Source organism: Enterobacter dykesii, from assembly GCF_008364625.2.
Taxonomy (GTDB): Bacteria; Pseudomonadota; Gammaproteobacteria; order Enterobacterales; family Enterobacteriaceae; genus Enterobacter; species Enterobacter dykesii.
Genome location: NZ_CP126604.1, coordinates 3,436,262 through 3,449,784, shown reverse-complemented (window position 1 = coordinate 3,449,784; position 13,523 = coordinate 3,436,262). Strand labels below are relative to the sequence as shown.

Below are 13,523 nucleotides of genomic sequence, written 5' to 3'. Positions count from 1 at the left end.
GCGATGATGTATATACTGAAAGCCAGCAATGCTGGCTTTTTTTATTTTGGGGAACTGTCATGGCTGAACCGCAGCTGCTGTTGAATTACACCGGGCATTTGCCTGAATGCCCGACGTGGAGCGCAGAAGAGCACGCGCTCTACTGGGCCGATATTCTGGAAGGGGAGATCCACCGCTACCATCTGCCAACGGAAGAACACACCGTGCTTTCTTTCCACGAGGAGGTGGGCTGTTTCGCGCTGCGGGAGCGCGGCGGGTTTATCGTCGCCATGCGTAATGGCATCTGGCTTGCCGATAAGCATGGCCTCCTGCAGCGCAAGGTGTGCGATAACCCCTCTAACCCGCAGCTCGCACGCTTTAACGACGGCGGCACCGATTCTCTGGGACGATTCTACGCGGGCACGTTTTGGGGGCCGGGAGATTACAACGGTGCCCTGCTGATGCGCATCGACAACGACCTGACGCCGAAAGTGATCCAGTGCGATATTCACGGCCACAACGGCTTAGCGTTTAGCCCGGATAATCAATGGATGTTTACTTCAGATACGCCAAATGGCGTTATTTACCGAACGCCGCTTGATGAGCAGGGCGAACCCGGCAGGCGTGAGGTGTTTCGTCAGTTTAAAGAAGGCGCAGGGATACCGGACGGCGCGGCGATGGATGTGGAAGGCTGCTACTGGAGCGCGCTGTTTGACGGCTGGCGTATTGCGCGTTTTTCTCCGCAAGGGGAACAGCTGGAAGAATATCGCATGCCGGTTCGTTGCCCGACGATGGTCTGCTTTGGCGGCGATGACATGAAAACGCTGTTTATTACCACCACGCGGGAAAATATGGATGCGGACGAGGTGGCGAAGTATCCGCTCTCCGGCGCCATCTTCACCCTGCCGGTGAACGTGGCAGGGATGAAGAAAAGCCGCTTTATCGAACGTTAGGTCGGATCGACCGGGACGACGTTTTCGCTCGGATAGCAGCCCAGCACCTTCATGGAACGTGTGATCTCGCCCAGTTCGCGCAGGGCCTTCTGCATGGAAGCAGACTCCAGGTTGGCCTGGATATCGAGGTAGAACATCTCTTCCCACGGGTTACCGTGGATTGGGCGTGATTCCAGCCTGGTCATGATCAGGTTGTGGTTACGCAGCACCAGCAGGGCTTCAACCAGCGCCCCAGCCTGTTGGCCGGTCGCCATCAGCAGCGTGGTTTTGGCCGGCACCTGGTCTGATACATTGATTGCCTTGCGGGCCAGCACCACGAAGCGGGTGATATTTTGCGTCTGGTTCGCCAGGTTGCGTTCCAGCACCTGTAAACCATACAGTGCGCCGCCCGCTTCGCTGCCGAGAGCAGCTACGGTTGGGGAGTTAGCCTGCGCCACTTTTTCCATCGCCGCCGAGGTGCTTTCGGTGTACTCAATTTTCCAGCTCGGATAGCGGTTCAGGAACTGGCTGCACTGCTGGAACGGCTGTGGATGACTGTAAACCGTTTCGATCTTGCTCAGGTCGGTTGATCCGGAGACCAGCACGCAGTGATCGATTGGGATCGTCAGCTCGCCAACCAGCGACAGGCTGGTGTGCTGCAGCAAATCGTAAACGTCGTTGATGGCGCCGGAGCTGGTGTTTTCAATAGGTACGACGGCGTAATCCGCCTGGCCGGTCTCAACCTGATTAAATATGTCGGCAAACTTCGCGCAGCCGCTCTCAATAAATTCTTCGAAATGGCGTGCGGCATACTGACGTGCGGCCAGGTGAGAATAAGATCCTTTCGGACCGAGGAAGGCGATACGCGCAGAGTGTGGATTGGTTTTGTTCAGATGCTGCTGGAGCAGCGCTTGCTGGGTGAGAACGGAGTCTTCAATGATGAGCTGGAATAACCGGGTAATGTAGTGGGCATCGAGGTGATGCGCTTTGCCGAGCTGAATAAGACGTTCCAGCAGATCCCGCTCGCGGTCAATATCACGGACCGGACGATGGGAGTCCAGCTTGGCTTTGCCCACTTCAACGGCAAGCGCGCGGCGTTCGGCCAGCAGCGCCAGCAGTTTCTCATCCAGCGCGCTGATTTTTACTCGCAGATCCAGTAACGGGTTTTCCGGTGTCATAGTGTTGTCGGTCTCATTTTATCGTTATCAATAAAAAAGGCCCCCCGGTGTGGGAGGCCTTGTTGTTCGTCTTCGCATTCTTTATCACACGACGAAACGCCTCCCGTTCAGGGGAAGGTAAAAAAGAATGCGAAGAAGAACGGCGTAAGTTTCATAAAGTCATCCTGTGATTGATACCGTTAAAGTACCCGCACTGTTTTCACCCTGTCAATAAAAAACAAAAAACGCGCCCGAAGGCGCGTTGGCGGTACACTCAATTTAAAGGATTACTCTTCTTCAACTTCTTCCGCGAAGCTGGCGTCTTTCACCGATGTTGCGGCGCGACGGGCTTCACCTTTGTGTTGCACTTTATTGAGCTGCCGTTCCAGCTTGTTGATCAAATCGTTAATAGCGGTGTACATATCCTCGTGTTTTGCGCTGGCGACCAGATGGCCGTTTGGAGTATTGATAGTTGCGTCAGCGATGAAACCCTGAGGCTCCTTGGACAGGATGATATGTGGATTAATCAAATGAGTTTGCCATTTATCCAGTTTGGCGAGACGGTCTGCGACGTGTTGGCGGATTGCCGGAGTAATTTCCATTTGTTTACTGGTAATGTTCATTGTCATAAATTTTACCTCTTGTCTTTCCGTCTTGGTGATTCCAGCATACCCGACCTAATGTCAAAATGTGTGATTTAGATCACGTTATTTTGTCGGTTTTTGTCAGGGAATCTTTTTTGTGAGGCAGGGCAGGAAGAGGTGAGATTTACCTTGTCGAAGGAAAAAATTGGGGCCATAGTTGACTGGATGTGTTGGGGCTTAAGCGCTTCAGCGACGCGCTAAAATGAATAAAAAAACGGCAGCCTTTGGGCTGCCGTTTTGTATTGAGGCAAGATCAGGTGTTGCTGCTGTTCGCGGCGATGATTTTCGCCACTTTTTCAGCCTGAGCGGTCATCTGCATCTGACGATAGGCATTTTCCATCAGCTTCAGGCCGTCGCGCGTTGCCTGAGTATCCGGGTAATCACGCAGCATACCTTCTACGCGGTTAACCACAGCAACCCATGCACCACGGCGGGTATAGTATTCCGCTACGGAGTATTCATATTTTGCCAGACGATCTTTCAGGAATACCAGACGTTTGGTCGCGTCGGTCACGTACTGACTGTTCGGATAGCCGCGCACAAGCTTGGAGAAGTCATTGAAGGCATCACGCGCATGCTGCGGGTCACGGTCGGAACGATCCACGCCGAAGAAGCCCTGCAGCGCACTGTCGTCCAGCGCCATATTGGTGAGGCCGCGCATGTACATCACGTAGTCGATGTTAGGATGAGTCGGGTTCAGACGCATGAAACGATCGATGGTTGCCTGAGCCAGAGGCAGATCGGCATTTTTATAGTATGCGTAGATGAGATCTAACTGTACCTGCTGCGAATACGGACCAAATGGATAGCGATTATCCAACGCTTCCAGTTGCGTTATCGCCTGTTTCCAGTTACCGTCCTGCAACTTTTGTTGTGCAGTCGCATAGATTTCATTCGGCGGATTGTCAGGGACCTGTTCATTTGAACCGGAGCAGCCCACCAAAGCCAGGCTCAACGTGGCCGCTGCCACCAGATATTTCATGCGCGTCATGACGTTTTGACTTTCCTCAAATGTTTGTCCGGGAGAAACTCTGTTCCTGCTCCCGATTAAGACCAGCTACAATAGCACACTATATTAAACGGCAAAGCCGTAAAACCCAACGTTAAACGAAGAAGCAGTTTATGGCACAACGAGTAGAACTCACCGCAACAGTCTCCGAAAATCAGCTCGGTCAACGCTTAGATCAGGCTTTGGCCGAATTGTTCCCTGATTATTCGCGTTCACGCATAAAAGAATGGATCCTTGACCAGCGCGTGCTGGTAAACGGCAAGATCTGGGACAAACCAAAAGAGAAAGTGTTAGGTGGGGAAGCTGTCGCCATCAATGCTGAAATTGAAGAGGAAATCCGCTTCGAGCCGCAGGATATCCCACTGGACATCGTCTATGAAGATGATGACATTCTGGTGATCAACAAGCCGCGCGACCTGGTTGTACATCCGGGCGCGGGGAACCCTGACGGTACGGTGCTTAACGCACTTCTCCATTATTATCCGCCGATCGCGGATGTCCCGCGCGCGGGCATCGTGCACCGTCTGGATAAAGATACCACCGGTTTGATGGTAGTGGCGAAGACCGTTCCTGCTCAAACCCGTCTGGTGGAATCGCTGCAGCTGCGCGAAATCACCCGCGAGTATGAAGCGGTAGCCATTGGGCATATGACCTCTGGCGGAACGGTGGAAGAGCCAATCAGCCGTCACCCAACCAAACGTACCCATATGTCGGTGCATCCGATGGGTAAACCGGCGGTGACGCACTATCGCATTATGGAGCACTTCCGTATTCATACGCGCCTGCGTCTGCGTCTGGAAACCGGACGTACTCACCAGATCCGTGTGCATATGGCCCACATTACCCATCCGCTGGTGGGGGATCAGGTCTACGGTGGCCGCCCGCGTCCGCCTAAAGGCGCATCGGATGAGTTCATCAGCGTATTGCGTAAATTCGATCGTCAGGCGCTGCACGCGACCATGCTGCGTCTTTACCACCCTATCACCGGTATTCAGATGGAGTGGCATGCGCCTATCCCGCAGGATATGGTGGATCTTATCGACGCCATGCGTGCTGATTTCGAAGAACATAAGGATCAAGTGGACTGGTTATGACCAAACTGATTGTCCCGGAGTGGCCATTGCCTGAAGGCGTGGCTGCCTGCAGTTCAACCCGTATTGGCGGTGTTAGCCAGGGCGCGTGGGAGTCTTTGAACCTCGGTGCGCACTGTGGCGACAACCTGGAACACGTTGAAGAGAACCGCAGACGTTTGTTTGCTGCGGGGAACTTGCCGTCGAAACCGGTCTGGCTGGAACAGGTTCATGGTAACGCGGTACTGAAGTTGACGGTGGAACCCTATGCTTCTAAACGCGCTGATGCCTCTTACAGTAATAATCCGGGAACCGTTTGTGCCGTGATGACCGCCGATTGTCTGCCGGTTCTGTTCTGTAACCGTGCAGGTACCGAGGTGGCAGCAGCACACGCGGGCTGGCGTGGTCTGTGTGAAGGCGTGCTCGAAGAGACCGTCGCCTGTTTCAAAGATTCCCCTGACAATATAATTGCCTGGCTTGGCCCGGCAATTGGTCCTCAGGCATTTGAGGTGGGCCCGGAGGTTCGTGAAGCGTTTATGGAGAAAGATCCGCAAGCCGTTAATGCCTTCAAACCCGTTGGAGAAAAATATCTGGCCAATATTTATCAGCTTGCCCGTCAGCGCCTGAATAACGTCGGCGTGACGCAGATCTTCGGCGGCGATCGCTGCACATTCACCGAAAAGGGTGATTTTTTCTCCTATCGTCGCGACAAGACCACGGGGCGTATGGCAAGTTTCATTTGGCTGATATAACCTAAAGAATCAAGACGATCCGGTACGTGCCGTTTTCTTTTCACATAATTCAGGTCATTAACCTTGAATAATTGAGGGATGACCTCATTTAATCTCCAGTAGCAAATTTGACCTGTTATGGGAGGAGTTATGCGTCTGGATCGTCTTACCAATAAATTCCAGCTTGCTCTCGCCGATGCCCAGTCCCTCGCACTGGGGCACGACAACCAATTTATCGAACCTCTTCATTTAATGAGCGCCTTGCTGAATCAGGAAGGGGGATCGGTACGTCCTTTATTAACGTCCGCTGGCATTAATGCTGGCCAGTTACGCACCGCTATCGATCAGGCGCTGAGCCGTTTACCGCAGGTCGAAGGGACCGGCGGCGACGTTCAGCCGTCGCAGGATCTGGTGCGCGTGCTGAACCTTTGCGACAAGCTGGCGCAAAAACGTGGGGACAACTTTATTTCGTCAGAGCTGTTTGTTCTGGCGGCGCTTGAATCACGCGGCACCTTGACCGACCTGCTGAAATCTGCCGGTGCGACCACCGCCAATGTGACTCAGGCGATTGAGAAAATGCGCGGAGGTGAAAGCGTGAACGATCAGGGAGCCGAAGACCAACGTCAGGCTTTGAAGAAATTTACGGTCGATCTGACCGAGCGTGCTGAACAGGGCAAACTTGACCCGGTTATCGGCCGTGACGAAGAAATCCGGCGTACGATTCAGGTACTGCAGCGTCGTACCAAGAACAACCCGGTGTTGATTGGTGAACCGGGTGTCGGTAAAACCGCTATTGTTGAAGGGCTGGCGCAGCGTATCGTCAACGGGGAAGTGCCGGAAGGTCTGAAAGGTCGCCGCGTACTGGCGCTGGATATGGGCGCGCTGGTGGCCGGTGCGAAATACCGCGGCGAGTTTGAAGAGCGCCTCAAAGGCGTGCTTAACGATCTGGCGAAGCAGGAAGGCAACGTTATCCTGTTTATCGATGAGCTGCACACCATGGTTGGTGCAGGTAAAGCCGACGGCGCTATGGATGCCGGGAACATGCTGAAACCTGCTCTGGCGCGCGGTGAACTTCACTGCGTCGGTGCCACCACGCTCGACGAGTACCGTCAGTACATTGAGAAAGATGCTGCGCTGGAACGTCGTTTCCAGAAAGTGTTTGTTGCTGAGCCAAGCGTTGAAGATACCATCGCGATTTTGCGTGGTCTGAAAGAGCGCTATGAGCTGCACCACCACGTGCAGATTACGGACCCAGCCATCGTTGCGGCGGCGACGCTTTCGCATCGTTATATTGCTGACCGTCAGCTGCCGGATAAGGCGATCGACCTGATTGATGAAGCGGCGTCGAGCATTCGTATGCAGATTGACTCGAAGCCGGAAGAGCTGGACAGACTCGACCGACGCATCATTCAGCTCAAGCTGGAACAGCAGGCGCTGAAGAAAGAGTCTGATGAAGCCAGTAAGAAACGCCTGGATATGCTCAATGAAGAACTGGACGATAAAGAGCGCCAGTACTCTGAGCTGGAAGAAGAGTGGAAAGCCGAGAAAGCATCCCTTTCAGGTACGCAGACCATCAAAGCTGAACTCGAACAGGCAAAAATTGCCATTGAGCAGGCTCGCCGTGTCGGCGATCTGGCGCGGATGTCTGAACTGCAGTACGGCAAAATTCCTGAGCTGGAAAAACAGCTTGAGATAGCGACGCAGTCAGAAGGGAAAACGATGCGTCTGTTACGTAATAAAGTGACGGATGCAGAAATCGCGGAAGTGCTTGCTCGCTGGACCGGTATTCCGGTGGCGCGCATGCTGGAAGGCGAGCGTGAAAAACTGCTGCGCATGGAGCAAGATCTCCATAATCGGGTGATTGGCCAGAACGAAGCGGTTGAGGCGGTTTCCAACGCCATTCGTCGTAGCCGTGCAGGGCTGTCCGATCCAAACCGCCCGATTGGTTCGTTCCTGTTCCTGGGGCCAACCGGCGTCGGTAAGACCGAGCTTTGTAAAGCGCTGGCTAACTTTATGTTCGACAGCGACGATGCGATGGTGCGTATCGATATGTCCGAGTTTATGGAGAAACACTCCGTTTCGCGTCTGGTCGGTGCGCCTCCGGGATACGTAGGTTATGAAGAAGGTGGTTATCTGACGGAAGCGGTTCGCCGTCGCCCTTATTCCGTCATCCTGCTGGATGAAGTGGAAAAAGCGCACCCGGATGTGTTCAACATCCTGCTTCAGGTGCTGGACGATGGTCGTCTGACAGACGGGCAGGGGAGAACGGTCGACTTCCGTAATACGGTTGTCATCATGACCTCGAACCTGGGTTCCGATCTGATTCAGGAACGTTTCGGTGAACTGGACTATAGCCATATGAAGGATCTGGTGCTCGGTGTCGTCAGCCATAACTTCCGTCCGGAGTTCATCAACCGTATTGATGAAGTGGTGGTGTTCCATCCTCTGGGTGAGAAACACATTGCGTCGATTGCGCAGATCCAGCTGCAGCGTCTTTACAAACGTCTGGAAGAGCGTGGGTATGAAATTCATATCTCCGACGAGGCGCTGAAGCTGCTGAGCGAGAATGGTTACGATCCGGTGTACGGTGCGCGTCCATTAAAACGTGCTATCCAGCAGCAGATCGAAAACCCGCTGGCGCAGCAGATCCTCTCCGGAGAGTTGATTCCGGGCAAAGTTATCCGTCTGGAAGCCCACGACGATCGGATTGTGGCAGTGCAGTAAGTCACAAAACGCAAAAACGAGCCGCAAGCGGCTCGTTTTTGTTTAAAAACCAGGCGAAAATTGAGGTCTGGAGTAAATGTTGCCTGGAAAGTGAGCGGTCAGTAAATAATTTTCACTTTACCCTTGCGGCTTCGGAATAACTCCCTATAATGCGCCTCCACTGACACGGAACAACGGCACACACGCCGCCGGGTCAGCAGAGAAAAGCGAAAATAAACGCTTGACTCTGAAGCGGGAAAGCGTAATATGCACACCCCGCGCCGCAGCGAAAAGCGAAGCGGCACTGCTCTTTAACAATTTATCAGACAATCTGTGTGGGCACTCAAAGTGACATGGATTCTTAACGTCCTCGGACGAAAAATGAATACCAAGTCTCTGAGTGAACATACGTAATTCATTACGAAGTTTAATTCACGAGCATCAAACTTAAATTGAAGAGTTTGATCATGGCTCAGATTGAACGCTGGCGGCAGGCCTAACACATGCAAGTCGAGCGGTAGCACAGGAGAGCTTGCTCTCCGGGTGACGAGCGGCGGACGGGTGAGTAATGTCTGGGAAACTGCCTGATGGAGGGGGATAACTACTGGAAACGGTAGCTAATACCGCATAACGTCGCAAGACCAAAGAGGGGGACCTTCGGGCCTCTTGCCATCAGATGTGCCCAGATGGGATTAGCTAGTAGGTGGGGTAACGGCTCACCTAGGCGACGATCCCTAGCTGGTCTGAGAGGATGACCAGCCACACTGGAACTGAGACACGGTCCAGACTCCTACGGGAGGCAGCAGTGGGGAATATTGCACAATGGGCGCAAGCCTGATGCAGCCATGCCGCGTGTATGAAGAAGGCCTTCGGGTTGTAAAGTACTTTCAGCGGGGAGGAAGGCGATAAGGTTAATAACCTTGTCGATTGACGTTACCCGCAGAAGAAGCACCGGCTAACTCCGTGCCAGCAGCCGCGGTAATACGGAGGGTGCAAGCGTTAATCGGAATTACTGGGCGTAAAGCGCACGCAGGCGGTCTGTCAAGTCGGATGTGAAATCCCCGGGCTCAACCTGGGAACTGCATTCGAAACTGGCAGGCTAGAGTCTTGTAGAGGGGGGTAGAATTCCAGGTGTAGCGGTGAAATGCGTAGAGATCTGGAGGAATACCGGTGGCGAAGGCGGCCCCCTGGACAAAGACTGACGCTCAGGTGCGAAAGCGTGGGGAGCAAACAGGATTAGATACCCTGGTAGTCCACGCCGTAAACGATGTCGACTTGGAGGTTGTGCCCTTGAGGCGTGGCTTCCGGAGCTAACGCGTTAAGTCGACCGCCTGGGGAGTACGGCCGCAAGGTTAAAACTCAAATGAATTGACGGGGGCCCGCACAAGCGGTGGAGCATGTGGTTTAATTCGATGCAACGCGAAGAACCTTACCTACTCTTGACATCCAGAGAACTTAGCAGAGATGCTTTGGTGCCTTCGGGAACTCTGAGACAGGTGCTGCATGGCTGTCGTCAGCTCGTGTTGTGAAATGTTGGGTTAAGTCCCGCAACGAGCGCAACCCTTATCCTTTGTTGCCAGCGGTCCGGCCGGGAACTCAAAGGAGACTGCCAGTGATAAACTGGAGGAAGGTGGGGATGACGTCAAGTCATCATGGCCCTTACGAGTAGGGCTACACACGTGCTACAATGGCGCATACAAAGAGAAGCGACCTCGCGAGAGCAAGCGGACCTCATAAAGTGCGTCGTAGTCCGGATTGGAGTCTGCAACTCGACTCCATGAAGTCGGAATCGCTAGTAATCGTAGATCAGAATGCTACGGTGAATACGTTCCCGGGCCTTGTACACACCGCCCGTCACACCATGGGAGTGGGTTGCAAAAGAAGTAGGTAGCTTAACCTTCGGGAGGGCGCTTACCACTTTGTGATTCATGACTGGGGTGAAGTCGTAACAAGGTAACCGTAGGGGAACCTGCGGTTGGATCACCTCCTTACCTTAAAGAACCTGCCTTTGTAGTGCTCACACAGATTGTCTGATGAAAAGTAAATAGCAAGGCGTCTTGCGATTGAGACTTTACGTCCCCTTCGTCTAGAGGCCCAGGACACCGCCCTTTCACGGCGGTAACAGGGGTTCGAATCCCCTAGGGGACGCCACTTGCTGGTTCGTGAGTGAAAGTCACCTGCCGTCATATCTCAAAACTCATCTTCGGGTGACGTTTGAGATATTTGCTCTTTAAAAATCTGGATCAAGCTGAAAATTGAAACGACACATCTTAATGGTGTGTTCGAGTCTCTCAAATTTTCGCAATCAGAAGTGAAACATCTTCGGGTTGTGAGGTTAAGCGACTAAGCGTACACGGTGGATGCCCTGGCAGTCAGAGGCGATGAAGGACGTGCTAATCTGCGAAAAGCGCCGGCGAGGTGATATGAACCTTTGACCCGGCGATGTCCGAATGGGGAAACCCAGTGCAATTCGTTGCACTATCGTTAACTGAATACATAGGTTAACGAGGCGAACCGGGGGAACTGAAACATCTAAGTACCCCGAGGAAAAGAAATCAACCGAGATTCCCCCAGTAGCGGCGAGCGAACGGGGAGCAGCCCAGAGTCTGAATCAGCTTGTGTGTTAGTGGAAGCGTCTGGAAAGTCGCACGGTACAGGGTGACAGTCCCGTACACGAAAGCACACAGGCTGTGAACTCGAAGAGTAGGGCGGGACACGTGGTATCCTGTCTGAATATGGGGGGACCATCCTCCAAGGCTAAATACTCCTGACTGACCGATAGTGAACCAGTACCGTGAGGGAAAGGCGAAAAGAACCCCGGCGAGGGGAGTGAAAAAGAACCTGAAACCGTGTACGTACAAGCAGTGGGAGCACCTTCGTGGTGTGACTGCGTACCTTTTGTATAATGGGTCAGCGACTTATATTCTGTAGCAAGGTTAACCGTATAGGGGAGCCGAAGGGAAACCGAGTCTTAACTGGGCGTTAAGTTGCAGGGTATAGACCCGAAACCCGGTGATCTAGCCATGGGCAGGTTGAAGGTTGGGTAACACTAACTGGAGGACCGAACCGACTAATGTTGAAAAATTAGCGGATGACTTGTGGCTGGGGGTGAAAGGCCAATCAAACCGGGAGATAGCTGGTTCTCCCCGAAAGCTATTTAGGTAGCGCCTCGTGAACTCATCTTCGGGGGTAGAGCACTGTTTCGGCTAGGGGGCCATCCCGGCTTACCAACCCGATGCAAACTACGAATACCGAAGAATGTTATCACGGGAGACACACGGCGGGTGCTAACGTCCGTCGTGAAGAGGGAAACAACCCAGACCGCCAGCTAAGGTCCCAAAGTCATGGTTAAGTGGGAAACGATGTGGGAAGGCACAGACAGCCAGGATGTTGGCTTAGAAGCAGCCATCATTTAAAGAAAGCGTAATAGCTCACTGGTCGAGTCGGCCTGCGCGGAAGATGTAACGGGGCTAAACCATGCACCGAAGCTGCGGCAGCGACGCTTATGCGTTGTTGGGTAGGGGAGCGTTCTGTAAGCCGTTGAAGGTGGCCTGTGAGGGTTGCTGGAGGTATCAGAAGTGCGAATGCTGACATAAGTAACGATAAAGCGGGTGAAAAGCCCGCTCGCCGGAAGACCAAGGGTTCCTGTCCAACGTTAATCGGGGCAGGGTGAGTCGACCCCTAAGGCGAGGCCGAAAGGCGTAGTCGATGGGAAACAGGTTAATATTCCTGTACTTGGTGTTACTGCGAAGGGGGGACGGAGAAGGCTATGTTAGCCGGGCGACGGTTGTCCCGGTTTAAGCATGTAGGCGGAGGTTCCAGGTAAATCCGGTACCTTTTTAACGCTGAGGTGTGATGACGAGGCACTACGGTGCTGAAGTAACAAATGCCCTGCTTCCAGGAAAAGCCTCTAAGCATCAGGTAACACGAAATCGTACCCCAAACCGACACAGGTGGTCAGGTAGAGAATACCAAGGCGCTTGAGAGAACTCGGGTGAAGGAACTAGGCAAAATGGTGCCGTAACTTCGGGAGAAGGCACGCTGATATGTAGGTGAAGCCCCTGCGGGTGGAGCTGAAATCAGTCGAAGATACCAGCTGGCTGCAACTGTTTATTAAAAACACAGCACTGTGCAAACACGAAAGTGGACGTATACGGTGTGACGCCTGCCCGGTGCCGGAAGGTTAATTGATGGGGTTAGCGGTAACGCGAAGCTCTTGATCGAAGCCCCGGTAAACGGCGGCCGTAACTATAACGGTCCTAAGGTAGCGAAATTCCTTGTCGGGTAAGTTCCGACCTGCACGAATGGCGTAATGATGGCCAGGCTGTCTCCACCCGAGACTCAGTGAAATTGAACTCGCTGTGAAGATGCAGTGTACCCGCGGCAAGACGGAAAGACCCCGTGAACCTTTACTATAGCTTGACACTGAACACTGGTCCTTGATGTGTAGGATAGGTGGGAGGCTTTGAAGCGTGGACGCCAGTCTGCGTGGAGCCGCCCTTGAAATACCACCCTTTAATGGCTGGTGTTCTAACGTAGACCCGTAATCCGGGTTGCGGACAGTGTCTGGTGGGTAGTTTGACTGGGGCGGTCTCCTCCCAAAGAGTAACGGAGGAGCACGAAGGTTAGCTAATCCTGGTCGGACATCAGGAGGTTAGTGCAATGGCATAAGCTAGCTTGACTGCGAGAGTGACGGCTCGAGCAGGTGCGAAAGCAGGTCATAGTGATCCGGTGGTTCTGAATGGAAGGGCCATCGCTCAACGGATAAAAGGTACTCCGGGGATAACAGGCTGATACCGCCCAAGAGTTCATATCGACGGCGGTGTTTGGCACCTCGATGTCGGCTCATCACATCCTGGGGCTGAAGTAGGTCCCAAGGGTATGGCTGTTCGCCATTTAAAGTGGTACGCGAGCTGGGTTTAGAACGTCGTGAGACAGTTCGGTCCCTATCTGCCGTGGGCGCTGGAGAATTGAGGGGGGCTGCTCCTAGTACGAGAGGACCGGAGTGGACGCATCACTGGTGTTCGGGTTGTCATGCCAATGGCACTGCCCGGTAGCTAAATGCGGAAAAGATAAGTGCTGAAAGCATCTAAGCACGAAACTTGCCCCGAGATGAGTTCTCCCTGACCCTTTAAGGGTCCTGAAGGAACGTTGAAGACTACGACGTTGATAGGTCGGGTGTGTAAGCGCAGCGATGCGTTGAGCTAACCGATACTAATGAACCGTGAGGCTTAACCTTACAACGCCGAAGGTGTTTTGGCGAAGAGAGACACGATTTTCAGCCTGATACAGATTAAC

The 13,523-nt window shown here is 53.3% G+C and carries 8 protein-coding genes, 1 tRNA gene, 2 rRNA genes and 1 other annotated feature; of the genes, 7 read left to right on the top strand and 4 right to left on the bottom strand.

The genetic code is table 11. The features are described 5' to 3' along the window. Window positions 1–59: 59 nt before the first annotated feature. A complete protein-coding gene (locus F0320_RS16355) occupies window positions 60–932 on the top strand; it encodes an SMP-30/gluconolactonase/LRE family protein (RefSeq protein ID WP_126329445.1) in 873 nt (290 codons plus the stop codon). On the opposite strand, the gene pheA is transcribed toward F0320_RS16355, so the two are convergent. From pheA to bamD, 4 genes are all read right to left on the bottom strand, one after another. After that, window positions 929–2,089, bottom strand: coding sequence for a bifunctional chorismate mutase/prephenate dehydratase (pheA, locus tag F0320_RS16350; protein WP_047650360.1), 1,161 nt, complete (start codon window positions 2,087–2,089; stop codon window positions 929–931). The two genes, F0320_RS16355 and pheA, sit on opposite strands and share 4 nt — an antisense overlap. 30 nt (window positions 2,090–2,119) lie before the next feature. Then, window positions 2,120–2,245: a sequence feature (Phe leader region), on the bottom strand. Then, entirely contained in the window at window positions 2,197–2,244 is a 48-nt protein-coding gene (pheL, locus tag F0320_RS16345) for a pheA operon leader peptide PheL (protein ID WP_100249759.1), read from the bottom strand. It overlaps the preceding feature by 48 nt. A 110-nt stretch (window positions 2,246–2,355) precedes the next feature. Next, window positions 2,356–2,697 carry a ribosome-associated translation inhibitor RaiA gene (raiA, locus tag F0320_RS16340; RefSeq protein ID WP_003863162.1) on the bottom strand — a complete coding sequence of 114 codons (342 nt, stop codon included), beginning with the start codon at window positions 2,695–2,697 and terminating at the stop codon, window positions 2,356–2,358. Window positions 2,698–2,965: 268 nt separating this feature from the next. Continuing rightward, a complete protein-coding gene (gene bamD / locus F0320_RS16335; protein ID WP_023308867.1) occupies window positions 2,966–3,703 on the bottom strand; it encodes an outer membrane protein assembly factor BamD in 738 nt (245 codons plus the stop codon). 131 nt (window positions 3,704–3,834) lie between these two features. Here bamD and rluD point away from each other — a divergent pair, with 131 nt between their 5' ends. The 6 genes from rluD to F0320_RS16305 all read left to right on the top strand — a co-directional run bounded on the left by rluD (window position 3,835) and on the right by F0320_RS16305 (window position 13,464). Further along, on the top strand, window positions 3,835–4,815 hold the full coding sequence (gene rluD / locus F0320_RS16330) for a 23S rRNA pseudouridine(1911/1915/1917) synthase RluD (protein WP_023308866.1): 981 nt from the start codon (window positions 3,835–3,837) through the stop codon (window positions 4,813–4,815). Further along, on the top strand, window positions 4,812–5,543 hold the full coding sequence (gene yfiH, locus F0320_RS16325) for a purine nucleoside phosphorylase YfiH (protein ID WP_126329443.1): 732 nt from the start codon (window positions 4,812–4,814) through the stop codon (window positions 5,541–5,543). Before rluD ends, yfiH begins: the two co-directional genes overlap by 4 nt. 129 nt (window positions 5,544–5,672) lie before the next feature. Then, on the top strand, window positions 5,673–8,246 hold the full coding sequence (gene clpB, locus F0320_RS16320; protein ID WP_047650363.1) for an ATP-dependent chaperone ClpB: 2,574 nt from the start codon (window positions 5,673–5,675) through the stop codon (window positions 8,244–8,246). Between the two features lie 428 nt (window positions 8,247–8,674). After that, window positions 8,675–10,216: ribosomal RNA gene (locus F0320_RS16315) — 16S ribosomal RNA — on the top strand. Window positions 10,217–10,300: 84 nt separating this feature from the next. Beyond that, a tRNA-Glu gene (locus F0320_RS16310) sits at window positions 10,301–10,376 on the top strand. A 182-nt stretch (window positions 10,377–10,558) separates the two neighbouring features. Next, window positions 10,559–13,464 (top strand): 23S ribosomal RNA (locus F0320_RS16305). Together the 16S and 23S rRNA genes with 1 tRNA gene alongside form the textbook arrangement of a ribosomal RNA operon. Window positions 13,465–13,523: the final 59 nt, after the last annotated feature.